Consider the following 22,992-nt stretch of genomic DNA (forward strand, 5'->3'; position numbering starts at 1 on the left):
TCGACAGTCGTTTCACTGCATGTTTCAGCTGCGCCGCCCCCGCGCCTCACCAGGCTGTCGCCCCACCATCGATGCGAATATCGGCCCCCGTCACATAGCCGGCCTCATCTGAGGCCAGATAAATTGCCAGATGCCCGATGTCCTCGGTTGTGCCCAACCGGCCCACCATCAGCTTGGCGCGGACCTTGGCCATCAAGGGCGTATCGAGATGCTGCGCCGTCTCTTCGGTGACCGTGAAGCCAGGCGCGATCGAATTGGCGCGGATGCCTTTGGGACCGCCTTCCATCGCCAGCTGCCGGGTCATGGCCAGCACCGCCCCCTTGCCGGCCGTATGGGCAATTGCCGGCAGGCCATCGAGCGCCACATGGGCATTGGCCGAAGAAAAATTGACGATAGACGCCTTGCCACTCGCCACCAGCAGCGGCCAGATCGCGCGCGTGACCAGGAAGACCGTATCGATTTCACCCTTGGTCGTGGAGGTCCAGTCGTCCACGCTCAACGAGTCGATCCATCCAAACTTCACGATAGCAGCGGCGTTGACCAGAATATCGACAGCGCCCAATTGAGCCTGCGCCACCCGGGCCAGTCCATCGGCACCAGTCGCTGACGTCAGATCGGCGGCGTGCACATCCATGCCCGAACATTCCGCCGCCAGCCCGTTCAGGGCCGCTGCATCAATATCGCACGCGACCACCCTTGCGCCCTCGGCCGCGAACATCACCGCAATCTGCCGGCCGATACCTCGCCCGGCTCCGGTTACAACCGCGCATTTGCCGCTCAAACGGTCTGCCATACGTCCCCCCGATCAGCTTGGAGCGGCGCCCGGTCACCTTTGCCTTCGAGCGCAATTGAGGCCGGGCCCGGACCCGCTCGCCAACCCCGTCAGTCGTCTTTGGGCGGCGGGCCCGGCGACCACTTGTCCCGGTTTTCGAACAGGAAGAGCTGCGAATGCTCGGGGCTCAGGTCGACATGGCGCGACACCCAGCTGTCGTCATGCAGGTCCATGTCCGCATCATATTCAATGTGGGTCGCCAGCGGCGAATTGAAGTACCAGAACCAGTTCGAACCAAGCTTGTGTCGCCCAGGGCCCCAAAAGCTCTCATAGCCTTTCTTGACCATGCGCGAGCCCGCGAGCATCAGCTCGGTTGGTCCCTGCATATGGAAGGCGATGTGTTCGAGCCCCTGCATGTAGTCTGGCGTCTGGATCAGGAACAGCGTGTGATGGTCCTTGCAGGCACGCGGGCGCAGGAATGGGCCGGCCTGGACAAAGCGATCCGTCTCGACGAATTTGAGGCGTTCAACGTAGAATTTCTCGGCCTTGAGCACATCGGGCACAAAATACACGACGTGGGACAGCATGCGTGGCTTGGCCTCGGCGTCCTGATTGGCCGCAACAATGTTTTCCGCCCGCATCGGCGGAGCACCCGGCGAATTGACCAGCTCTGCCGGCAGGTTCAGCTTGCGCCGTGTCGTGACCCGAAAGCCCAGGACGAAACCCAGGTCGTCCTTGGCCTCGATCGAGCCGTCATCGAAGCGCTTGACCGCACGATCGGTCTCCAGCTCGGCGGCGATGGCATCGACGGCGGCCTGATCGACCGTGCCATAGATGGTCTTGCGCATCAGTGTTGCCGTTGGCAACGGCGCCGGCAGAGACGGGTCATTGCGTGGCAGGATGCGGATGCCGGTGCCGTCCAGGGCCTCGTAAAAGCCGCCGCCGACTTCAGTCAGACCATAGTCGAGCAGAAACGCCCGGCAGGCCTCCATGTCGTCCACACCAAAGACAACCTCATCAGGACCGACAATCTGCATTTTTCGCCTCCCACGAACAACACAGGCCAATCCTAGTAAGCGGGTCACTATTTCCCAAATTGATTGAATCTATCCGTATGATCGTCCAAACCGATAGCTCGACTTGCGGCCCCGCACGACACGCTTGGCCCCCGGAGTCCAAGCGCGCCAAAAGGGTGAACGCACCCGACAGACCTCCCAAAGGCGGCTGACCGTATCAGTTGACCGTCCGCTGTTCGAGAGAACGCATTCCTCTCGGACCCCAACCCCGAATCAGACGGTTCACCGCCGCTTTGGGCTGAGCTATGACCCTGGCCCCAACGGCCTCGGCGTCTGCTTTCGCTTTCTAGAAACCGGAAGCTGCCGGTCCGCTAACGTGTAGAGTTTCGGCTGCCGCTAGGCGCCCTAAAAACGCTTCAGGAAAGCGCCCTTAGCGAGCGGCGCTTGATAGCTGACGTCCAACACGCAATACCCTGGCGGTGTGCCGCTGAAAGCTACGTTGTGGCACAGTACCCAGAGATCGGTATGCCCCGCTTCCTGACCCGAAGCGGACCATTTCGACCGGTGGCGCCCGGGGGCCGGGGCAGTCGATTGACTTCCGCGTTCCCGACGCCACGCCGTCAATCTTTCATCTTGCCAAGACCAGCTCGTTGCCTCCTAGATGGGCATCGGGGAAGCATGGGCGTTTTTTGCACAATCATGGGAAATCAGATGACTGATCAACTGAAGCTTGGACGACGTGCATTCGTGTCGGCGATCGCGCTGGGGGCCGCCGCAATGGCGCTTTCCGGTCCGGTGTTCGCGCAGGATGTGATCAAGGTCGCGGCGATCTGGACCGTGCCGGTCGAGCAGCAATGGGCTAGCCGCCTGCACAATGCGTTGGTCGCGGCGCAGGAGCGCGGCGAGATCGAGTATGTCTATTCCGAGAACACCACCAATACCGACTATGAGCGCGTGATGCGCGAATATGCCGAGCAGGGCGTCAAGCTCATGGTGGGCGAGGCGTTCGGCGTCGAGCAGCCGGCGCGTGCTGTTGCCAGCGAATACCCCGAGATCATGTTCCTGATGGGCTCGTCCTTGCCGCCGGTGGAGCCGAACTTCGCCACCTTTGACAATTTCATCCAGGAGCCAAGCTACCTCACCGGCATGATCGCCGGGGCCAAGACCGAGAGCAACAAGATCGGTATGGTCGGTGGTTATGCCATTCCCGAAGTCAACCGCCTGATGAACGCCTTCATGGCAGGCGCGCTGTCGGTCAATCCCGACGTCAAGTTCTCAGTCAGCTTCATCAACTCCTGGTACGATCCGCCCAAGGCCAAGGAAGCCGCCTTCGCCATGGTCGATGCCGGCGCCGACATTCTCTATGCCGAGCGCTTCGGCGTTTCGGACGCTGCCAAGGAACGCGGCATCCTCGCCATCGGTAATGTGATCGACACCTCGACGGACTATCCGGGTACCATCTTGGCCAGCGCGCTCTGGCATGGCGAGCCGATGATCGACAAAGCGATCGCCGAGGTGAAGGCCGGCAGCTTCACCGCTTCCGACTACGGCATCTATGCCTTCATGGAATATGGCGGCTCCAGCGCCGTCTATGACGAGGCGCTCGCCGGTGCTGAAGCGGTGGCAGCCGCCAAGTCCAAGGAAGCCGAGATCGTCGCCGGCACGTTCAAGGTCGAGATCAACGACGCCGAGCCGTCCTCGACCATGTAGTCTCGCGCCGGGCGCGCGGCGCCCGGCCGTCCATCCGGGGGCGGAATGACCAATTCAGATGGCGTCGTGCTCTCGCTCGAGGGCATCACCAAACGTTTCGGCAAGCTCGCGGCCAATGACGGGCTGGACCTGAGCTTGCGCCGCGGTGAGATCCTGGCGCTGCTGGGCGAGAACGGTGCCGGCAAGACGACGCTGATGAACATCCTCTTCGGCCACTATGTGCAGGATGAGGGCGTGGTGCGGGTGGCCGGAGCCGATGGTGACCTGCGAACCTTGCCGCCGGGATCGCCGGGAGCCGCGCTGGCGGCTGGTATCGGCATGGTGCATCAGCATTTCGCTCTGGCAGAAAACCTCAGCGGCCTCGACAATATCCGGCTCGGAACCGAAGGCCTTTTGGCGCTGGGCGGCAAAGCCAAGGCGCGCCAGAAAGTGCTGCAGATCATTGCCGAGAGCGGGTTGGAGGTTGATCTCGACCGGCGCGTCGCGGCGCTCACCGTCGGCGAGAAGCAGCGGGTGGAAATCCTCAAGGCGCTGTACCGCGACGTGCGCGTGCTGATCCTTGATGAGCCCACGGCGGTGCTGACCCCCCAGGAGTCTGAGGGCCTGTTCACCGTGCTGCGTCGGCTGGCGGGCAACGGCCTGGGTGTGATCTTCATTTCGCACAAGCTGGGCGAGGTGCTGTCGGTGTCCAATCGCATCCTCGTGCTGCGCGGCGGACGCAAGGCGGGCGAACTGGTAACGGCCGATACCGACCGACGCACCATTGCCGACCTTATGGTGGGCAAGGCGGTGGCGGAGGTGAAGCGAACGGCGTCGCATCCCGCAGAGACGCTGCTTGAATTTGACGGCGTGGACCTGCGTCAGGGCTCGGCGAGACAGTCGCTCCGGGATGTGAGTTTCGCATTGCGGGCCGGCGAGATCGTGGGTTTAGCCGGCGTCTCCGGCAACGGGCAAGGCGGCATTGCTGCGCTGATCTCGGGGTTGGCCGTGCCCGATGCAGGCGCCGTTCGCCTCTATGGCGCTGCCATAATCACAGCTGATCCACGCGCGCTGGTTGCGGCTGGCGTGGCTCGAATGCCCGAGGACCGGCAGCACGATGGCGTGGTTGGGACCATGAGCGTGGCCGACAATATTGCCATTGAGGAAGTGCGCGGCGCAGCATTCTCGCGGCTGGGCCTGCTCGATCGCAAGGCCATGCAGGCGCGGGCGACCAGCGCGATCGCCGCTTACGACATCCGCTGCCCGGGGCCGGACGCCGAGGCGCGGCTGCTGTCGGGCGGCAATGTGCAGAAGCTCATCCTGGCGCGGGTGCTGGAGCGCGAGCCGCGCGTTATCCTCGCCAACCAGCCGACGCGCGGCCTCGATGTCGGAGCACAATCCGAAGTGCATCGCCGGATCATCGCGGCGCGCGATCGGGGCGCAGCGGTGCTGGTAATCTCGGAAGACCTCGACGAATTGTTTGCACTGGCCGATCGCTTCCTTGTGGTGCATGCCGGTGAGGTCAGCGATGCCGGTCCGTCCGATCGGCTGGATCGCGGCGCGGTGGGACTGTTGATGGCGGGGCAGGCGGCATGAGCTTTCGTCTCGAGTCCCGCACCGACGCTTCCGTGGCGCTCAAGCTGATGGTCTCGCTTGGCGCCGCGGTGGCCGCCTTACTGCTGGTTGCGATCCCGGTGCTTTTCGCCGGCGGTTCGCCGCTCACCGCCTATAGCCTTATCATCCAGGGCGCCTTCGGTTCGATGTTCGCGTTTTCCGAGACCCTCAATCGGGCCACGCCGCTGATCCTGACGGGTCTGGCCGCCGCTGTCGCCTTCCGCGCCAGGCTGTGGAACATTGGCGCCGAGGGGCAGCTCTATATTGGGGCACTTGCCGCCGTGCTTGTTGGCAGCGGCCTGCTGCAGATGCCGCCGGCGCTGATGATCCCGACTATCATGATTGCCGGCTTCATTGCCGGCGGGCTGATGATGGTCATCCCGACCATTCTCAAGCAGCGGTTTGGCGCCGACGAGGTTGTCATCACCCTGCTGCTCAACTTCGTCGTCATTCTGTTCGTCCAGATGCTGATAGAGGGGCCGCTCAAGGACCCGTTGTCGATGGGCTGGCCGCAATCGGTGCCGCTGCTGGCTGAGGCGAAGCTGGCCAAGCTGGTGCCGCGGTTGCGCATGCATTGGGGGCTGGTGGTCGGGGTGGCGGCGGCAATTCTTCTTTGGGTGCTGGTGCGTAAGACCGTGCTCGGCTTCGAGATCAGAGCAGTCGGCGAAAACCGCGCAGCGGCGCGCTTTGCAGGCATCCCGGTGGATGCGACCATGCTGAAGGTGGCGCTGATTTCGGGCGGCCTGGCTGGTTTGGCCGGCGTCAGTGAGGTTTCCGGCGTGAAGGGCTATCTGTCCTCGGACCTGTCGCCCGGCTTTGGCTATTCCGGCATCGTGGTGGCCATGTTGGCCGGCCTGTCGCCAGTTGGCACGGTGTTCGCTGCGATCTTTGTCGCGGCGGTGTTCGTCGGTGCGGATTCGATGAGCCGGGCCACCGGCATCTCCAACTATCTGGCCGACCTGGTGGTGGCGCTGTCGCTGCTCTGTGTGCTGGTCGGCGGTTTCTTCCTGCGCTTCCGCGTCCGCTATGAGCGCGCTATGACGCCGGTTGCGGGGGAGTAGGCGATGGATGTGCTGCTCGATATTTTCGGCTCCGCCAATTTCTGGGCCGCTGCTGTCCGCATCGCCACGCCGCTGATCTTCGGTGTGCTCGGCGCGCTGATCTGCGAGCGAGCTGGGGTGCTTAACCTGGGGATCGAGGGTATCTTCGTCGCGGGAGCGATGGCTGGGTGGCTGGCGGTCTATCTCGGCGCAGGGCTGTGGGGTGGCGTGCTGGTGGCCATGCTGACCGGTGCGATCTTCGGACTGCTGCATGCCGTGCTGACTGTCATGCTTGGTCTCTCGCAGCACGTGTCCGGCATCGGCATAACGCTGCTTGCCACCAGCCTGAGTTACTTCACGTATCGGACCGCATTGCCGGACGTGACCTCGCCACCGCGTATTGCGCCCTTCCAGCCGATCGCCATTCCAGGACTCTCTGACCTGCCCTTTATCGGACCCGCATTGTTCCAGCAGACGCCGCTGACCATGCTGGCACTGCTACTGGTCGCCCTGATCGCCTTCGTGCTCTATCGAACGCCGCTCGGGCTCGCCATCCGCGCCGTCGGCGACAATCCGGCGGCGGTCGAGGCCCAGGGCCTCTCGGTGCAGGGTCTGCGCATCGGCGCCGTCGTGGTGGGGTCGTCACTAATGTCGCTGGGTGGCGCATTCCTCACCATGTCCGCCTTTGACGCGTTCTTCTTCGGCATGATCAACGGTCGCGGGTGGATCTGCATCGCGCTTGTGGTTTTCGCCTCCTGGCAACCGGGCAAGGCGCTGCTGGGCGCGCTGCTGTTTGGCGCCTTCGATGCCTTCCAGATTCGCTTGCAGGCCGAAATCGGACAGGTGGTGCCGGGGCAGGTTTTCCTGATGCTGCCCTATCTGCTGTCCATTGTGGCACTTGTGCTGGTGGCGCGCCGCGCCGACTATCCGCGGGCGCTGCTGCAACCCTGGTTCAAGGGCCAGCGACACTAGACGAGGTATCCTGTGTTCGACCTGAAGCTCACCAACGCTACCCTTGCTGATGGCCGCACCAGCATGGACATCGGCATGTCTGGCGGTCGCATCACCGCTATCGAGCCCAATTTGGGCGGCGAGGCCGGCGAGACCATCGACGCTGCCGGGCAGCTTGTCTCGCCGCCCTTTGTCGATTGTCATTTCCATATGGATGCGACGCTGTCGCTGGGCCTGCCACGTTACAACGAGAGCGGCCGGCTGCTGGAAGGCATCCAAATCTGGGGAGAGCTCAAGCCGCTGCTGACGCATGAGGCGGTGATCGAGCGGGCGCTTGCCTATTGCGATCTTGCCGTGTCGCAGGGTCTGCTGGCCATTCGCACCCATGTCGATGTCTGCGATGACCGGCTGCTGGGCGTCGAGGCGTTGCTCGAGGTGAAGCGCCGCGTTGCGCCCTATATCGACCTGCAGCTCGTTGCATTTCCACAGGATGGCTACTACCGCTATCCAGGCGCTGTGGACTTGCTGGGCCGGGCGCTGGATATGGGTGTCGACGTGGTTGGCGGCATCCCGCATTTCGAGCGCACAATGGCGGACGGTGCCGCCAGCGTTTCGGCTCTGTGCGAGATCGCCGAGAAACGTGGGCTGCTGGTGGACCTGCACTGCGACGAAACCGATGATCCGCTAAGCCGGCATATCGAAACGTTGACTTATGAGACTCAACGGCTGGGTCTGGGCGGGCGCGTTGCCGGTTCGCATCTCACCTCGATGCATTCGATGGACAACTACTATGTCAGCAAGCTGCTGCCGCTGATGGCGGAAGCCGGGGTGGCGGCCATTGCCAACCCCAATATCAACATCGTTATCCAGGGGCGGCACGACACCTACCCCAAGCGGCGCGGCATGAACCGCTTTCCGGAGATGCTGGGCTACGGCATCACCTCGGCCTTCGGGCAGGATTGCATGATGGATCCCTGGTATTCGCTCGGCCAGGCCGACATGCTGGAGGTCGCCAATATGGGCCTGCATGTCGCCCAGATGACCAGCCGCGAGGCTATGCGGCAGTGTTTTGCCGCGGTCACGACGGGACCGGCTGCCATCCTCAATCTTGACGGTTATGGCGTCCAAGTCGGCTGCAAGGCGGACATGGTGTTGCTGCAGGCGGCCGACCCGATCGAAGCCATCCGGCTCAAGGCGACACGACTGGCTGTCATCAAGGGTGGCAAGGTCATTGCACGGGCGGAACCCCGCCGTTCCCGGCTGAGCCTGCCCGGCAGGCCCGACATTCTCGACCCCAGCCAGGTCGGTCCAAGAACGTAGGTTGCGCAAATTATGGGCAGGCGTTGCCTGCCGCTCAACAATTCGTCTTGTCGCTTGACTCACATCCGACAGCTCTGCACTATCGAACCAACAACAGACGGTTTTGGGCATTTGGGCCCCACTTTGGAACGCGCTTCGCAGTTCTGAGTGGGGCCCTTTTCATTTGTGGATCTGCCGATGGCTCTCGACAACACGGTCCCGGTCGGTGTGCTGTTCTCCGGCAGCGGCCCCTATGCCGCGATTGGTCGGGAAGGGCTGCTGGGTACGCTGACGGCCATCGATGAGATCAATGCCACCGGCCAATACGGCATAAGTCTTGAACCCCATATTCGCGACCCGCGCGGCGCAACCGAGAACTACGCGCCGATGGCTGCCGAGCTGGTCTCCACGTCCGGCGCCCGGCACGTCCTTGGTTGCACCACGTCGTGGAGCCGCAAGGAAGTCATCCCCGTGCTCGAAAAGAGCCAGACCACCCTGTGGTATTCCTGCCCCTATGAGGGCTTCGAGGCCAACGAGCAGGTGGTCTATCTCGGCGCCTGCCCCAACCAGCACGTGCTGCCGCTGCTGCAATTCATCCTGCCGCGGTTTGGCGCCGACGGCTTTCTTGTCGGGTCGAACTACATCTGGGGATGGGAGACCAACCGCATCGCCCGCGACGCCATGGAGGCGGCTGGCGGCACCGTCGCCGGCGAGCGCTACATCCCGCTGGGCGATACTGATATTGGGCGCATCATCGAGGAAATCCGAACCAAGCGACCGGCATTCGTTCTCAATACACTGATCGGGCCGTCGTCCCACGCCTTTCTCGCGGCCTATCATGCGCTGGGGCAGTCCGATCCTTCCTTTGCGCAGGACGTGCGCCCGGTGTTGAGCTGCAACCTTGCCGAAAGCGAGCTGGCAGAGCTCGGTGAGGTCGCCAGCGGCCAATATGCCATCGCGCCATACTTTCAGTCGCTGACGTCATCGGAAAACCTGCGGTTCCTCGCCATCGCACGACGCTTTTCTCCCGATGCCAGGCACATTTCCGCCTTCTTCGCGCAGGCCTATACGGCGGTTCACCTGCTGGCCGCCGGTATAGCCGCGGCAGGCACCGACGACGGGCAGCAGGTTGTGGCGGCGGCGACCGGCAAGGTGTCGATGGCGCCATTCGGCGAGATCGAGATCGATGCGGCGACCAACCATTCGGTACTGACCCCACGCATTGCGCGGGCTACCCCCCATGGCTTCGAGATTGTGGCCGATGGCAGCATGGCCATTCGGCCTGACCCGTATCTGGCGCGGTCCATGCCCATCGTACCGCGCGTCGCGTCCCATCTCAGGGTGGTCAAATGAGCCGGCCCGTTCCCACGCCGAACTTCGACGGCCGACGCGCCCTGATCGTGCATCGGCCGCATGTGCTGGTCGACGCCATCGCCCGGCAGCTGGCGCAGCTGGGCATTCGCCACGAGGTTATCTGGCCCGACCTGCCGGCCGGCTTTGTGGCGGATGCGTCCGACCTGTTGTTCTACGACGCGGATATGGGACACGATGGGCAGTTTCCGTGGGAGGCCGGCCACATACCCATGCCCGCGGTCGCCCTCATCGGTTCGGAGGCGCCCGGCCGCCTGGCTTGGGCAATTCGGATGGGGGCTGATGCGCATCTGCTGAAGCCGGTCGGGAGCGGCGGCGTGTTCTCGGCCCTCGTCATCGCCACCGAGGCTTTTGCGCGGCGCTCAAGCCTGCATCAGGAACTCGACGGTCTGCGATCGCGCCTCGACAGGCGGCAGGTGGTCGCCGAGGCGACGGCCTGTCTGATGCTGCAGGACAACCTATCGGCAGGTGCCGCTTACGCCATCCTGCGGCGCGATGCCATGCTGTCACGTCTTTCGATCGAGGACATGGCCGAGCGCATCGTGTCCCAGCTTCGAGGGGGCCATGTCCGTCATCGCCCCTGACCTTGGCCCAACGGCATTGCCGACCCGGCCGATCCGCGCCCGCTCGGTGCTCGGCCGACTGGTACGCCGTCCGTTGGCGGCGACGGGACTGGTTATCGTCGGGCTGGTGGTGATGTGCGCGCTGTTCGCGCCGTGGCTCACGCCGCACGATCCCAATGAGCAGTTCTTCGACGGCTTGACGCTCGAGGGCGCGCCGCTACCGCCCAATGCCATGTTCTGGTTTGGCACAGATCTGCTCGGGCGAGACCTGCTCAGCCGGCTGATCGTCGGGGCGCAGACGTCGCTGGTGATCGGCGTCGTCGCCAATGGCATTGCCGTTTTCATCGGCGCGCTGGTCGGCATCACCGCCGGCTACTTCCGCGGGATCATCGGCGCGGTGCTGATGCGCTTCACCGATCTGATGATGAGCTTTCCGGCGCTGTTGCTGGCAATCGTGCTGGCCGCGATCTTCCGGCCGAGCCTGTGGATCGTGGCGCTTGTCATTGCCATGGTGAACTGGGTGCAGATCGCGCGGGTGCTTTATACCGAGACGCGCTCACTGGCCGAGCGCGAGTTCATCGAGGCCGAGCGTTCTTTGGGGGCAGGATCGGGGTTGATCCTGTGGCGCCATATCCTGCCGCATCTGGTGTCGACCATCGTAGTCTGGGCGACATTGGGCATTTCCACGACAGTGCTGCTCGAGGCCACACTCAGCTTCCTTGGCATCGGCGTGCGGCCGCCCACGCCGAGCTGGGGTAACATCATCTTCGAAAACCAGACCTATTTCGCCACGGCGCCATGGCTGGTGTTCATTCCCGGTGCGGCCATCCTGCTGCTGTCGCTGGCGTTCAACCTGCTCGGCGACGCACTGCGCGACATTCTCGATCCGACCCAGCAGGGGAGGTCGGCGTGATCGGCTATGTCATCCAGCGTCTGGCGCAGGCGGCGCTGATCCTGCTTGGCATCAGCGTCGTCACCTTCGTGCTGCTCTATCTGCTGCCCGCCGATCCGGTTCGACAGATCGCTGGCCGCAGCGCCACGGCCGAAACTGTGGCGAACATCCGCGCCCAGCTTGGCCTCGATCTGCCCTTGTGGGAGCAGTATTGGCGCTACCTCTCCAACCTGCTGCAGGGCAATCTCGGCCGCTCCTATCTACAAAAGACCGAGGTGGCCGAACTGGTTGGCGCACGGCTGCCGGCCAGCCTGCTGCTGATGGCCGGAGCCATCGCCTGCGAACTGGCGATCGGCCTCACTATGGGCGTGCTCGCCGCGATGCGTCGCGGCAGCTTTCTCGACAATGCGCTGATGGTGGTGTCGTTTGTGGGCGTCTCGGCGCCGCAATTCGTCATCGGCATCCTGCTGCTCTACGTCTTTGCCGTGCAGCTTGGCTGGTTCCCGATCGGCGGCTACGGCACGTTCCAGCACCTGGTGCTGCCGGCCCTTACCCTCGGCCTGCTTGGGGCGGGCTGGTATGCGCGCATGATGCGCTCCTCGATGCTCGACGTGCTGCGCCAGGACTATATCCGTACCGCCCAGTCCAAGGGCCTGCGCGGCCGCATCGTGCTGTTCCGTCATGCCATCCCCAACGCCATCCTGCCCGTCGTCGCCATGATCGGCATCGATATCGGCATGTTCATGAGCGGCATCGTGGTGGTGGAAAGCGTCTTTGGCTGGCCCGGTATCGGCCAGCTTGCCTGGCAGGCCATCCAGCGCGTCGACATTCCCATCATCATGGGCGTCACGCTGGTTTCCGCCTGCGCCATCGTCATCGGCAACCTGATTGCCGACCTCGTCGCCCCCCTCATCGATCCGCGCATCAAGCTGCGCTGACATCAACACAGGAGAGACATCTATGCGCAAACTGCTGTTATCCGGCGTGGCACTCGCGGTCCTCGCGATCGCGTCGCCCGCCTTCGCCCAGGACGAGAAACAGGGCGGCTCGATGATCGTCACCTACAAGGACGATGTGGCGACGCTCGACCCGGCCATCGGCTACGACTGGCAGAACTGGTCGATGATCAAGTCGCTTTTCGACAGCCTCATGGACTACGAGCCGGGCACGTCCACGCTGACGACTGACCTCGCCGAGAGCTACACCATTTCCGATGACGGGCTGACCTATACGTTCAAGCTCCGTCCGGGCGTCAAATTCCACAATGGTCGCGAGATGACCGCCGAGGACGTGAAGTACTCGCTCGACCGCGTCACCAATCCGGCAACGCAGAGCCCGGGCGCCGGCTTCTTTGCGTCCATTGCCGGCTACGACGCTGCCTCCGACGGATCGGCGACCGGCCTGTCTGGCGTCAAGGTTGTCGATCCGCTGACGATCGAAATCACGCTGACGCGGCCGGACGCGACGTTCCTGCATGTCGTGGCGCTCAACTTCTCCTCGATCGTGCCCAAGGAAGCCGTCGACGAATTCGGTGCCGATTTCGGCAAGCATCCGGTTGGCACCGGGGCATATTCGCTGGCGGAATGGACGCTGGGCCAGCGCCTCGTCTTCGCCCGCAATGCCGACTACTGGAAGCCCGGCATCCCCAAGATGGACGAGATCGTCTTCGAGGTCGGGCAGGAGCCGACGGTGGCCCTGCTGCGGTTGCAGAATGGCGAGGTCGATGTGCTCGGCGACGGCATACCGCCGGCGCAGTTCCTCGAGGTCAAGGACAACCCTGACTATGCCGGCATGATCATCGAGGGGGGCCAGTTGCATACCGGCTACATCACCCTCAACGTGACCATCCCTCCGCTGGATAATCCGGACGTGCGCAAGGCCATCAACATGGCCATCAACAAGGATCGCATCGTCCGCATCATCAACAATCGCGCGGTCATCGCCACCCAGCCGCTTCCGCCGTCGATGCCGGGCTATACCGAGGGCTATGCCGGCATTCCCTACGACGTCGAGGGCGCCAAGGCACTGCTGGCCGAGGCGGGGCTGGCCGAGGGGTTCACCACCGAACTCTATGTCTACAACGTCGATCCCAATCCGCGTATCGCCCAGGCGATCCAGCAGGATCTGGCCGCCATCGGGGTAACCGCCGAAATCCTGTCGCTGGCCCAGGCCAACGTCATCGAGGCCGGCGGCGCCGGTACTGCACCGATGGTGTGGTCGGGCGGCATGGCCTGGATCGCCGACTTCCCCGATCCGTCCAACTTCTATGGCCCGATCCTGGGTTGTGCCGGCGCGGGCGACGGCGGCTGGAACTGGTCGAAATATTGCAACGAAGGCCTCGATGCCATGGCCACCGCCGCGGACTCCGTCATCGATCCTGCCAAGGGTGCGGAGCGCTACCAGATGTGGAGCGACGTTTATATGGCTGTGATGGAAGACGCGCCCTGGGTGCCGGTGTTCAACGAACAGCGCTTCACCATGAAATCGGCTCGCCTGGGTGGCCCCGACGCCATCTTCGTCGATCCGGTCCATATCCCCGTCAACTACGATTACGTGTTCGACAAAGATGTGCAGTAACTGCGACTACACCATTCACGGCGCGCATCATCACTTTGGGTGGGATCGTTCGATCCCGCCCGTCGAGCGGGTGGCGCCGGGTTCTACGGTCTATTTCGAATGCCTCGACAGCGGCGCCGGGCACTTCAAGCCCGGCAGCACCGTGGCTGACGTGGGAACGCTCGATTTCTCCAAGGTCAACCCGGTCACCGGCCCCATCCATATCGATGGGGCCGAGCCAGGCGACGCGCTCAAGATCACCTTCGAGGCCTTCGAGCCATCCGGCTTCGGCTGGACGGCCAATATTCCGGGCTTCGGCTTGCTGGCCGACCAGTTCAAGGATCCGGCGCTGACATTGTGGTCTTACGACAAGACCACAATGGCGCCGGCGGCATTCTCGAAAAACGGCAAGGTGCCGCTCAAGCCGTTCTGCGGCGAGATCGGCGTGGCGCCGGCCGAGGCAGGCCGGCACTCGATCGTGCCGCCGCGCCGAGTCGGGGGCAATCTCGATATCCGCGACCTGACGGCCGGCACGGTGCTCTACCTGCCCATCGAGGTGGAAGGCGGCCTGTTCTCGGTTGGCGATACCCACGCCGCCCAGGGCGACGGCGAGGTCTGCGGCACGGCGATCGAGAGCCAGATGAACGTGGCGCTGAAGTTCGAGCTAATCAAAGGCGCGAACCTGCACATGCCGCGTTTCACCACGTCAGGCCCCGTAACCAATCATCTCGATGCCAAGGGGTATGAGGTCACGACCGGCATCGGTCCGGACCTCATGTCTGGCGCGCGCGATGCGGTTTCGGGCATGATCGACCTGCTCGGCAAGCAATATGGCCTCTTCGCCGAGGAGGCCTACATGCTGTGCTCGGTCTGCGGCGATCTGCGCATTTCCGAGATCGTCGACATGCCCAACTGGGTGGTGAGCTTCTACTTCCCCCGGGTGGTCTTTGAGTGACTGAGACCACCGCGCTTCTTGATGTGCGCGACCTTGTCACCGAGGTTGCGACGTCAGCCGGTCCGCGCAGGGTTGTCGATGGCTTGAGCTTCAGGCTCGAGCGCGGCAAGACGCTTTGTATTGCCGGGGAATCGGGTTCCGGCAAGTCGATGACGGCTTTGTCGCTTATGGGGCTGCTGCCAAAGCCCATGGCCCGTGTCGCATCCGGTTCGGCGCTCTTCAAGAACCGTGACCTGTTTGGCCTGCCCGGCGAAGCCATGCGACAGGTTCGCGGTCGCGAGATCGGCATGATCTTTCAGGAGCCGATGACCTCGCTCAATCCCGTCCTGACCATTGGGCGGCAACTGAGCGAGGCCATCACCGCCCATGCTGCATTCTCCACTGCCCAGACAAAGGCGCGCGCCCTGGCGCTGCTCGATCAGGTGCAGATTCCAGAGGCAGCGCGGCGGCTGGGCCAGTATCCGCACGAACTCTCGGGTGGCATGCGCCAGCGGGTCATGATCGCGATCGCGCTGAGCCAGTCGCCGGATATCCTGATTGCGGACGAGCCCACCACCGCGCTGGACGTGACTGTCCAGGCCCAAATTCTTGGCCTCATCCGCCTGCTGCAGCGGGACACCGGCACGGCCGTCATCCTGATCACCCACGATATGGGCGTTGTCGCGGAAATGGCTGACGACGTATTGGTCATGAAAGATGGCAAGCAGGTCGAAGCCGGCCCGGTGCGAACCATCTTTGCCAGCCCAGTCGCGCCCTATACTCGGGCTTTGCTCGATGCCGTTCCCCGGCTCGGCGCCATGGCCGGAACCACAATGCCCAAACGTGCGGAGCCGCCGGTCAAACCGCCCCGCGCCGTGGTGGAGGTCGATGATCTGACCGTGCGCTACGATATCGGGCGCGGCCTGCTGCGGCGGGGCCGGGGTCGCGTCCACGCCGTGGAAGGCATCTCGTTCCGTCTCCATGCCGGCGAGACACTTGCCCTGGTGGGCGAAAGCGGCTGCGGCAAGTCGACGACGGGCAAGGCGCTACTCAACCTGGTGCCGTTCACCGGCGACATCAGGGTCAACGGCCACCACATTGCCGGCCTCAGTCCGGCGCTGATGAAGCCGATCCGCCGCGACATCCAGATGATCTTCCAAGACCCCTATGCATCGCTCGACCCGCGCATGCGCGTGGGTGATCTGGTGGCGGAGCCGCTCAAGATACATGGCCTGGCCAAGGGCGCCGAACTGTCCGACCGGGTCGAGTATCTCTTCGGCCGTGTTGGCCTGCCGGCGGACGCGGCAAGCCGGTACCCGCACGAATTCTCCGGCGGTCAGCGACAGCGCATCTGCATCGCACGCGCCCTGTCGCTGTCACCCAAGATCATTGTCGCCGACGAGAGCGTCTCCGCCCTCGACGTCTCGGTGCAGGCGCAGGTCCTCGATCTGCTGCAGGACATCCAGAACGAGACCGGCATCGCGCTGCTGTTCATCTCGCACGACATGGCCGTGGTCGAGCAGATCAGCCATCGCGTCGCCGTCATGTATCAGGGGCGCTTCGTCGAACTCGGCACGCGGGCGCAGATATTCGAGAATCCGCAGCACAGTTACACGCGGCGCCTGATGGCGGCCGTCCCCGTACCAGACCCAACGCGTATTCGTCCGGCCATCATGCCGTTCGACGGTGAGGTGAAGATCACCGCAAGACCCATGGGCTATGTTCCCGCGCCGGTAGTCTACCACGACGTCGGGGACGGCCATCTAGTCCTGGCCTAACGCGAACCGATATCACATGCCGATCCAAGGCCCCCAATCGTCGAACGGCTGCCGGACGGCAAAGCGCCCCATTCAGACGTTTGATACAGCATCATCGCCTCCTGAAAGCAGCCGTCGTGGTGACGGCACAGAGGTCTCCTTAATGCCAGCTGGTGTCACCTCGCATGACCTACATGCCCAATCTTGGCACCGTCTCAAAGTGTCCCGGTTTCACCGCTTAGAACCCATCGGTTATCAAAGCCGGCGCCTTAGGCCGGCCCTGCAACCTGTTCCCGGTCACCAGGCTGCTGCGGCCCTCCCTCAGATCGGGTAGTGGATCGAGCCGTCCTGCACCGTGATCCAGCGCAGCTCTGTAAATTCCGCGATGCCCGCCTTGCCGCCAAAGCGACCATAGCCAGAGGCCTTGACGCCGCCAAATGGCATCTGCGCCTCGTCATGCACGGTCGGGCCGTTGACGTGGCAGATGCCAGACTCGATGCGGGCCGCTACGCTCATGGCGCGGTTAACGTCCCGACCGAAGACTGCGGCCGAGAGGCCATACTCGGTATCGTTGGCAACGCGTACGGCCTCATCAATGCTGCCGACGCGGATGACCGCGACCACTGGGCCAAAGGACTCGTCGCGATAGAGCTTCATGCCTGGCGTGACGCCATCGACGACTGTTGCCTGCATGATGGTGCCCTCGATGCCGCCACCGGCGACGATGCGTGCACCCTTGGCCACCGCATCCTTGATCAGCCCGTCGATACGCTGGGCGGCACTGAGGTCGACCAGGCATCCGAGTGGCGTATTGCCTTCGCGCGGGTCCCCGGCCTTGAGCGATGACGCCTTGGCCGCCAGTGCGGCGACGAACTGGTCGGCAATCTTGTCGTCGACCACGATGCGCTCGGTCGACATGCAAATCTGGCCCTGATTCATGTAGGCGCCGAAGGCTGCCGCCGCGACAGCCTGTTCGAGGTCGGCATCGTCGAGCACGACCAGTGGTGCCTTCCCGCCCAACTCGAGGAGGGCAGGCTTGAGATTGCGGGCAGAGAGTTCGGCAATGTGGCGGCCGACACGGGTCGAGCCGGTGAAGTTGACACGGCGTATGGCCTTGTGGGCGATCAGGGCCTCGACCAGTTCGGGCGCATCTTGTGGAGCGTTTGAGACGACGTTAAGCACGCCCGGCGGCAGGCCGGCCTCGAACAGGGCGTCGGCGATCAACCGATGCGTGCGCGGGCAGATCTCGCTGGACTTGAAAACGACCGTATTGCCGCAGGCCAATGGAGTGGCGAGGGACCGTACCCCCAGGATGACGGGCGCATTCCACGGCGCGATAGACAGTACGACGCCCGCGGCCTGGCGCACGCCATAGGCGGTTGAGCCAGGGCGATTGGTGGGGATGATCTCGCCGGTGATCTGGGTGGTTAGCGAGGCGGCTTCCCGCAGCATTTCTGCCGCGAGCATGACATTGAAGCCTGCCCAGCCAGCTGTTGAGCCGGTCTCGGCGCCCATGGCGGCGATGAAATCGCCGGTGCGGGCCTGCAGCCGATCTGCCGCGGCCAGCAAGATCTTGCGACGAGCGGCCGGGGCGGTTTTGCTCCAGGCCGGGAAGGCGGCCGCCGCAGCGTCGGCGGCGCGCAGGGCGTCATCTATCGTGGCGGCGGCGGCGCGGGTGGCGAGTTCGCCGGTCATGGGATTGTTGCGCTCGAAAGTGCCGCCGCCGGTGGCTTCGGATTCCTCGTTGTTGATGAGCAGGCCGAGATCGGTCATGGGGAAACTCCATTCGAAAGAGGGATGGGCGCGCTCGCGCCGAGAAAGGCTTTTTGGACCGCCGGGTCGCCCCGCAGAGCATCGGCCGTGCCGGTGCCAGTGATGCGGCCGGCTTCCATGAGGTAGCCGCGATGGGCAATGGCGAGGCTGGCCTTGACGTTCTGCTCTACGACGAGCAGCGCAATACCGGTTGCACGGATGCGTCCCAATGCGGCGAAGAGCTCTAACGTGACGATAGGCGCGAGGCCCAGGCTCGGCTCATCGAGCATCAGCAGGCGCGGGCAACTCATCAGAGCGCGACCAATAGCCAGCATCTGCTGCTCGCCACCCGACATGGTGCGGGCGATCTGCTTCTGCCGCTCGGCGAGGCGCGGAAAGAGGTCGAGCACCAGATCGCGCTGGCGCAATTCATGTGGTCGTGCGTGGCGCGCATAGGCGCCAAGTTCGAGATTCTCCGCAACAGTGAGGTCGCCGAAAATGCCGCGACCTTCGGGAACCAGCGCAATGCCGGCTTCGAGATAAAGATGCGCCGGCCGGCCGACGAGATCGATGCCACCGAGATTTACCCGGGCGCCCGTGGCTGGCCGCACCAATCCGGCAATGGCCTTGAGCAAGCTCGACTTGCCCGCGCCATTGGCGCCGAGCACGACGACGGTTTCGCCATCGGCGACGTCGACCGAGACACTGTCCAGGGCGAGATGCTTGCCGTAATGCAGCGAAATGGGACCGGCGCTAAGCATGGGCTTCCCCCAGATAAGCGCGGATGACTTCGGCGTCGGCCAGCACCTCGGTCGTCGAGCCATCGGCTATCTTGCTGCCGGCATTCATGACAATGCAGCGGCTGCAGAGGGCTCGCACCGCGTCCATGACGTGCTCAACCAGCAGAATGGTGATGCCGCGCTGCCGCAGCGAGGTGATGAGGTCGATACCGGCGCGCAATTCGGTCGGGTTGAGCCCGGCGAGCCATTCGTCCAGCAACAACAGGCTGGGATCGCTCGCCAGAGCTCGGGCCAGCTCCATGCGCTTGAGGTCGATATAGGTGAGGCTATCGGCCGGTTGGGCGGCGCGGCCGGCAAGGCCTACATCGGCGAGGAGAGTGTCGATGCGGGCCTCGGCGGCCTTGCCCCAGACCGGTTGCTTGCGGAAAGCCAGTGCCGCCAACACGTTTTCACCCACGCTGAGCGAGGGCAGTGCGCGCACCAGCTGGAAGGTGCGGGCGACGCCACGATGGGCGATTCGCTCGGGGCCAAGCGAGCTGATGGTGTCGCCGGCGAGAGCTATGGTGCCGTCCGAAACCGACAGATAGCCCGAGATCATGTTGAGGGCCGTCGTCTTCCCTGAGCCGTTGGGCCCGAGCAGGCCGACCGTCTCGCCCTCGAGCAGATCGAATGAGAGCCCGTTGACGGCCGTGAGCCCGCCGAAGCGCTTGGTGACGCCGTGGAGCGAGAGGAGAGTCACTGCTGCACATCCTTGCGGTTTATGCGGGCCCACAAGCTTTCGCCAGCCGCCAGCACGCCATTGGGCAGGACGAAGACGATGGCGATGAACAGCAGGCCCAGGATGATCGAATAGTGGTTGGGGAAATTGGCCGAGAGCCATTCGAACAGCAGGAAGAGCGGGATGGCGCCGAGCAGCGGTCCGAGCAGGCGGTTGGGTCCGCCCAGCAGGGCCATGATGACGACAAGGAAGCTGGTGGTCGGATTGAACACGATGGACGGCTCGATATAGGTCCAGCGTGGCGCCTGGATGGCGCCGGCCAGCGTCATGATCACGCAGGAGATGGAGAATAGCGTCAGCTTGGTGCGGGTAATGCGCACGCCGAGATGGCTGGCCACCACCGGATCGTCGCCGATGACCCGCAGGGCGAGACCGATGCGCGACTGGCGCGCCCAGAAGGCGATGGCAAGCGTCGCGGCCAGCAGCGCCAGCAATTGCCAATAGATATGCTCAGGCCCCAGCGGCAGGAATACGTAGCGGCCCAGGGTGCGGGTAACGTTTACCTCGTAATAGGTCACCAGTTGGCGGACCAGTTCGGTGAGACCGAAGGTGAAGATGACGAAATAGATGCCGGCGAGGCGCAGCGTGGCGAGCCCGACGATCAGGGCCACGACGAGGCCGACAAGGGCCGCGACGACCAGGATCAGGGGATAGGGCATGGTCTCGCCGAGGACGGCGACCGTGTAGGCGCCGAGACCGAAGAAGGCGACCGTAGCAAGGGAGATGTAGCGAGTGGGGCCGGAGAACATCGCCCAGGCTGTGGCAAGCACGCCATAGCCCAGGATGCCGATGCCAAGGCCGAGCGGGTAGGCTCCGGCGAAGCTGGGCACGAAGGCGAAGGCCGCCAGCGCGACAAAGGCAAGGATGAACTTCATCGCGCGGCCTTTCCGAACAGGCCCTGCGGCCGCACCACGAGCACGGCGAGGAAGATGAGATAGGTGGCTGCCAGTGTCAGGCCGGGATCGATGAAGCTGGCGACCAGCGTCTCGACCAATCCCAGGATAAGCCCGGCTGCGAGTGCCCCCATGATGTTGCCGACGCCGCCCATGATGACCACGATCAACGCCTTCATGGTGAAAATCACGCCCATAGTGGCCGAGAAGGTGAGATACATCGAAACCACGACGCCACCCGCGGCCGCTAGCGCGCCGCCGATGGCGAAGGCAAAGCGAGCGACGCTGTCAACATTGATGCCGACCAGCGGCGCCGAGGCCGGATTGGAAGCGACAGCCCGGATGACGGTTCCGAAGCGGGTACGGGTCAGAACGAGCCACAGGCCAAGCCCGAAGGTGATGGCCAGACCGAAAGCGAGCAGGCGATTGGCGGCGATGGTGGTGCCCAGGATATCGACCGGCACGGCCATGTAACTGTAGCTCATGAAGCCGGAGCCGAAGATCACCAGCGCCACGCCCTGGATGACAAAGAGCAGCCCGAATGTGGCAAGGATCGAGTCGCCCTCGAGCCGTCCCCGATCCCGCGAGCGGCGGGCCAGCGGTTGCAACATCACGGCATAGATCAGCCAGCTCAGCGCAAAACCGGCGGGAATGACGATCAGCATGCCGAGCAGGGGATTGATGCCGAGCGCCGTGAACAGCACGAAAGCACCGAAGCTGGCTGATATGATGATGTCGCCATAGGCCAGGTTCATGATGCGTGCGACGCCATATTGCAGCGTCAGGCCCATAGCGACCAGAGCATAGGTGCCCCCGAGGATGAGGCCGGTAAGAATGGCGCTGAAGAGCATGGGCGCTCCGGTCAAGAGGAATTGCAGTTTGGCCCGAAGCCGTGGGCCCTTCACAACCTGTCCCTTTGGGGGAGAGATTGATCGCCTTCGGTCGCGCAACTGCCTTTACGAGGTGAGGTGCTTGTTCAAGGCCCCTCACCCGTCGGCTTTGCCGCTGGCCTCTCCCGAAAGGGAGAGGTGAAAAAGCTACCTAGGCCGCCGGCACCCAGGCTTGCTTCGGCACGACAGGCTCGCGGCTGCCGTCGCGCTCGGTGTGGGCTAGGCCGACGAACTTGCCGTCCTGCCACTGACCAACCGTCCAGAGCGAGCGCAGCTGGTTGTCGACCAATTTCACCTTGCCGATGATGGTATCGAATTCGCCGCTGGAGATTTCGGCGGAGATGGCTTCGCGGTCGATGTCGCCAACGCGCTCGATGGCTTGCTGCAGGATTTCGAGGCTCGCATAGGTGATTGCGCTGGCCCAGCTGTCAGGTGCCTGGCCGTTGAGCGCCGTATGCCGTTCGAAATAGGCGGCAAGCGCTTCACTGTCGGGATCGATGCCGCCAATGCCCATGACGCCATTGTGGTTCGGCCCGGCAATGCCCGGATAGATCGGGAAGGCGGTGCCGACGCCGAGATAGAACACTTTCGGGCTGAAATTGGCGACCACCGACTGCTGGGTCAGCGCAAATGTATCGGGCGGATAGGAGAAGGCAATGAAGGTGTCGACGCCCAGCCCCGCAACCTCGTTGATAACAGGGGCAAAGTCCGAAGTGCCCAACGGATAGGTCTTGTCATAAACCAGCTCGAACCCCGCCTCGGTGAAGGCGGGCGTCGCGGCCTTGGATAGATCGATGCCGAAGCCGTCGGCGACCGACGCAATGGCCACCTTGTTGTTGATGGTGCCGACGTCGCGCTGCTTGACCAGAAGGGCAACTAGGGCTTCGGCATAGTCGTGGCCGCCGCCCAGCATCCAAAAACTGTGCTTCCAGCGCTGCACCAGGTCAGGTGCCATATCCGTTACGGCGGTTCCCGCCAGTTGCGGGTAGCCGAAACGGTCGAAGGTGGGGCCGGAAGCGAGGTTGGCGCCCGTGCCCCAGGTCGGCAGGATCAGGTCGACATTGTCCTGTGTAGCCAGGCGCTCGATAGCGCGTACGGTTTCCTCGGCGGTCGAGCGATCATCATATTCGGTGACTTCAAGCGGCAGGGTGACGCCAAGCTTGCTGAGCGTGACGCCGCCAGCCTTGTTCACGTCATCGACCCACAGCAGGTAGTTGGGCGTCGTCGAGATGCCGGCGCCAGCCGCGTTTGGGCCGGTCTTGGAAATGGCGTAGCCTATACGGATGGCCGTGCGGCCCTGCGCAAGGACCGGTAGGCCCGACAGGGCCGTGGCCAGGGCGCTGACGCCCATGCCCTGCAAGACGGTTCTGCGACTGATAGTGGTCATAGCTTCCTCCTCCTGCCCGACGCTGCGGGCGCTCCCAGATGCGGCTCCGGCTGCGACCTTGTTTGGTCCTTTGCTGTCCGGCTCCGTCCTTGCCTGAA

At 63.8% G+C, this 22,992-nt stretch carries 20 protein-coding genes; 12 read left to right on the forward strand and 8 right to left on the reverse strand.

Features of this window, described 5'->3' with window-relative positions:
- Window positions 1–46 precede the first annotated feature (46 nt).
- Both IM737_RS09680 and IM737_RS09685 read right to left on the reverse strand, forming a co-directional pair.
- Window positions 47–793, reverse strand: coding sequence for an SDR family NAD(P)-dependent oxidoreductase (locus tag IM737_RS09680; protein WP_236899707.1), 747 nt, complete (start codon window positions 791–793; stop codon window positions 47–49).
- An 89-nt stretch (window positions 794–882) separates the two neighbouring features.
- Window positions 883–1,809 (reverse strand): VOC family protein, encoded by a 927-nt coding sequence (locus tag IM737_RS09685; RefSeq protein ID WP_236899708.1) that lies wholly within the window; start codon window positions 1,807–1,809, stop codon window positions 883–885.
- Between the two features lie 690 nt (window positions 1,810–2,499).
- Here IM737_RS09685 and IM737_RS09690 point away from each other — a divergent pair.
- The 12 genes from IM737_RS09690 (at window position 2,500) to IM737_RS09745 (ending at window position 16,475) form a co-directional block, all read left to right on the forward strand.
- Entirely contained in the window at window positions 2,500–3,498 is a 999-nt protein-coding gene (locus tag IM737_RS09690) for a BMP family protein (RefSeq protein WP_236899709.1), read from the forward strand.
- A gap of 45 nt (window positions 3,499–3,543) precedes the next feature.
- On the forward strand, window positions 3,544–5,073 hold the full coding sequence (locus IM737_RS09695; RefSeq protein ID WP_236899710.1) for an ABC transporter ATP-binding protein: 1,530 nt from the start codon (window positions 3,544–3,546) through the stop codon (window positions 5,071–5,073).
- On the forward strand, window positions 5,070–6,152 hold the full coding sequence (locus tag IM737_RS09700; protein WP_236899711.1) for an ABC transporter permease: 1,083 nt from the start codon (window positions 5,070–5,072) through the stop codon (window positions 6,150–6,152). Before IM737_RS09695 ends, IM737_RS09700 begins: the two co-directional genes overlap by 4 nt.
- 3 nt (window positions 6,153–6,155) lie before the next feature.
- Entirely contained in the window at window positions 6,156–7,103 is a 948-nt protein-coding gene (locus tag IM737_RS09705) for an ABC transporter permease (RefSeq protein ID WP_236899712.1), read from the forward strand.
- Window positions 7,104–7,166: 63 nt separating this feature from the next.
- On the forward strand, window positions 7,167–8,402 hold the full coding sequence (locus IM737_RS09710; RefSeq protein ID WP_236899903.1) for an amidohydrolase family protein: 1,236 nt from the start codon (window positions 7,167–7,169) through the stop codon (window positions 8,400–8,402).
- A 177-nt stretch (window positions 8,403–8,579) separates the two neighbouring features.
- Window positions 8,580–9,734 carry a transporter substrate-binding protein gene (locus IM737_RS09715; protein WP_236899713.1) on the forward strand — a complete coding sequence of 385 codons (1,155 nt, stop codon included), beginning with the start codon at window positions 8,580–8,582 and terminating at the stop codon, window positions 9,732–9,734.
- Window positions 9,731–10,336: an ANTAR domain-containing response regulator gene (locus IM737_RS09720; protein WP_236899714.1), complete on the forward strand. Its 606-nt coding sequence runs from the start codon at window positions 9,731–9,733 to the stop codon at window positions 10,334–10,336. Before IM737_RS09715 ends, IM737_RS09720 begins: the two co-directional genes overlap by 4 nt.
- Window positions 10,317–11,228: an ABC transporter permease gene (locus IM737_RS09725; protein ID WP_236899715.1), complete on the forward strand. Its 912-nt coding sequence runs from the start codon at window positions 10,317–10,319 to the stop codon at window positions 11,226–11,228. Before IM737_RS09720 ends, IM737_RS09725 begins: the two co-directional genes overlap by 20 nt.
- Window positions 11,228–12,145: an ABC transporter permease gene (locus IM737_RS09730; protein WP_442874199.1), complete on the forward strand. Its 918-nt coding sequence runs from the start codon at window positions 11,228–11,230 to the stop codon at window positions 12,143–12,145. Before IM737_RS09725 ends, IM737_RS09730 begins: the two co-directional genes overlap by 1 nt.
- Before the next feature lie 22 nt (window positions 12,146–12,167).
- Window positions 12,168–13,784, forward strand: a complete 1,617-nt coding sequence (locus IM737_RS09735) for an ABC transporter substrate-binding protein (protein WP_236899717.1) — start codon at window positions 12,168–12,170, stop codon at window positions 13,782–13,784.
- Window positions 13,774–14,718: an acetamidase/formamidase family protein gene (locus IM737_RS09740; protein WP_236899718.1), complete on the forward strand. Its 945-nt coding sequence runs from the start codon at window positions 13,774–13,776 to the stop codon at window positions 14,716–14,718. Before IM737_RS09735 ends, IM737_RS09740 begins: the two co-directional genes overlap by 11 nt.
- Complete coding sequence (locus tag IM737_RS09745; protein ID WP_236899719.1) at window positions 14,715–16,475, forward strand: ABC transporter ATP-binding protein; 1,761 nt, start codon at window positions 14,715–14,717, stop codon at window positions 16,473–16,475. Before IM737_RS09740 ends, IM737_RS09745 begins: the two co-directional genes overlap by 4 nt.
- 300 nt (window positions 16,476–16,775) lie before the next feature.
- Here IM737_RS09745 and IM737_RS09750 read toward each other — a convergent pair whose 3' ends face one another.
- The 6 genes from IM737_RS09750 to IM737_RS09775 form a co-directional block, all read right to left on the reverse strand.
- Window positions 16,776–18,227 (reverse strand): aldehyde dehydrogenase, encoded by a 1,452-nt coding sequence (locus IM737_RS09750; protein WP_236899720.1) that lies wholly within the window; start codon window positions 18,225–18,227, stop codon window positions 16,776–16,778.
- A complete protein-coding gene (locus tag IM737_RS09755; protein ID WP_236899721.1) occupies window positions 18,224–18,967 on the reverse strand; it encodes an ABC transporter ATP-binding protein in 744 nt (247 codons plus the stop codon). Before IM737_RS09755 ends, IM737_RS09750 begins: the two co-directional genes overlap by 4 nt.
- Window positions 18,960–19,685, reverse strand: coding sequence for an ABC transporter ATP-binding protein (locus IM737_RS09760; RefSeq protein ID WP_236899722.1), 726 nt, complete (start codon window positions 19,683–19,685; stop codon window positions 18,960–18,962). Before IM737_RS09760 ends, IM737_RS09755 begins: the two co-directional genes overlap by 8 nt.
- Entirely contained in the window at window positions 19,682–20,599 is a 918-nt protein-coding gene (locus tag IM737_RS09765; RefSeq protein WP_236899723.1) for a branched-chain amino acid ABC transporter permease, read from the reverse strand. The genes IM737_RS09760 and IM737_RS09765 overlap by 4 nt, the downstream gene beginning before the upstream one ends.
- Window positions 20,596–21,468 (reverse strand): branched-chain amino acid ABC transporter permease, encoded by an 873-nt coding sequence (locus IM737_RS09770; protein ID WP_236899724.1) that lies wholly within the window; start codon window positions 21,466–21,468, stop codon window positions 20,596–20,598. Before IM737_RS09770 ends, IM737_RS09765 begins: the two co-directional genes overlap by 4 nt.
- Window positions 21,469–21,658: 190 nt before the next feature.
- A complete protein-coding gene (locus IM737_RS09775) occupies window positions 21,659–22,894 on the reverse strand; it encodes an amino acid ABC transporter substrate-binding protein (protein WP_236899725.1) in 1,236 nt (411 codons plus the stop codon).
- Window positions 22,895–22,992: the final 98 nt, after the last annotated feature.

The sequence above is a fragment of the Devosia sp. SL43 genome (genome assembly GCF_021729885.1).
In the GTDB taxonomy this organism is placed as follows: domain Bacteria; phylum Pseudomonadota; class Alphaproteobacteria; order Rhizobiales; family Devosiaceae; genus Devosia.

Bases quoted from the DNA above. Each gene is read 5' to 3' on its own strand.
- IM737_RS09755 (WP_236899721.1), bottom strand. From the start codon at position 18,967: ATGCTTAGCGCCGGTCCCATTTCGCTGCATTACGGCAAGCATCTCGCC.
- IM737_RS09770 (WP_236899724.1), bottom strand. From the start codon at position 21,468: ATGCTCTTCAGCGCCATTCTTACCGGCCTCATCCTCGGGGGCACCTAT.
- IM737_RS09700 (WP_236899711.1), top strand. From the start codon at position 5,070: ATGAGCTTTCGTCTCGAGTCCCGCACCGACGCTTCCGTGGCGCTCAAG.
- IM737_RS09735 (WP_236899717.1), top strand. From the start codon at position 12,168: ATGCGCAAACTGCTGTTATCCGGCGTGGCACTCGCGGTCCTCGCGATC.
- IM737_RS09750 (WP_236899720.1), bottom strand. From the start codon at position 18,227: ATGACCGATCTCGGCCTGCTCATCAACAACGAGGAATCCGAAGCCACC.
- IM737_RS09740 (WP_236899718.1), top strand. From the start codon at position 13,774: ATGTGCAGTAACTGCGACTACACCATTCACGGCGCGCATCATCACTTT.
- IM737_RS09720 (WP_236899714.1), top strand. From the start codon at position 9,731: ATGAGCCGGCCCGTTCCCACGCCGAACTTCGACGGCCGACGCGCCCTG.
- IM737_RS09775 (WP_236899725.1), bottom strand. From the start codon at position 22,894: ATGACCACTATCAGTCGCAGAACCGTCTTGCAGGGCATGGGCGTCAGC.
- IM737_RS09710 (WP_236899903.1), top strand. From the start codon at position 7,167: ATGGACATCGGCATGTCTGGCGGTCGCATCACCGCTATCGAGCCCAAT.
- IM737_RS09685 (WP_236899708.1), bottom strand. From the start codon at position 1,809: ATGCAGATTGTCGGTCCTGATGAGGTTGTCTTTGGTGTGGACGACATG.
- IM737_RS09765 (WP_236899723.1), bottom strand. From the start codon at position 20,599: ATGAAGTTCATCCTTGCCTTTGTCGCGCTGGCGGCCTTCGCCTTCGTG.
- IM737_RS09695 (WP_236899710.1), top strand. From the start codon at position 3,544: ATGACCAATTCAGATGGCGTCGTGCTCTCGCTCGAGGGCATCACCAAA.
- IM737_RS09680 (WP_236899707.1), bottom strand. From the start codon at position 793: ATGGCAGACCGTTTGAGCGGCAAATGCGCGGTTGTAACCGGAGCCGGG.
- IM737_RS09690 (WP_236899709.1), top strand. From the start codon at position 2,500: ATGACTGATCAACTGAAGCTTGGACGACGTGCATTCGTGTCGGCGATC.
- IM737_RS09715 (WP_236899713.1), top strand. From the start codon at position 8,580: ATGGCTCTCGACAACACGGTCCCGGTCGGTGTGCTGTTCTCCGGCAGC.
- IM737_RS09705 (WP_236899712.1), top strand. From the start codon at position 6,156: ATGGATGTGCTGCTCGATATTTTCGGCTCCGCCAATTTCTGGGCCGCT.
- IM737_RS09725 (WP_236899715.1), top strand. From the start codon at position 10,317: ATGTCCGTCATCGCCCCTGACCTTGGCCCAACGGCATTGCCGACCCGG.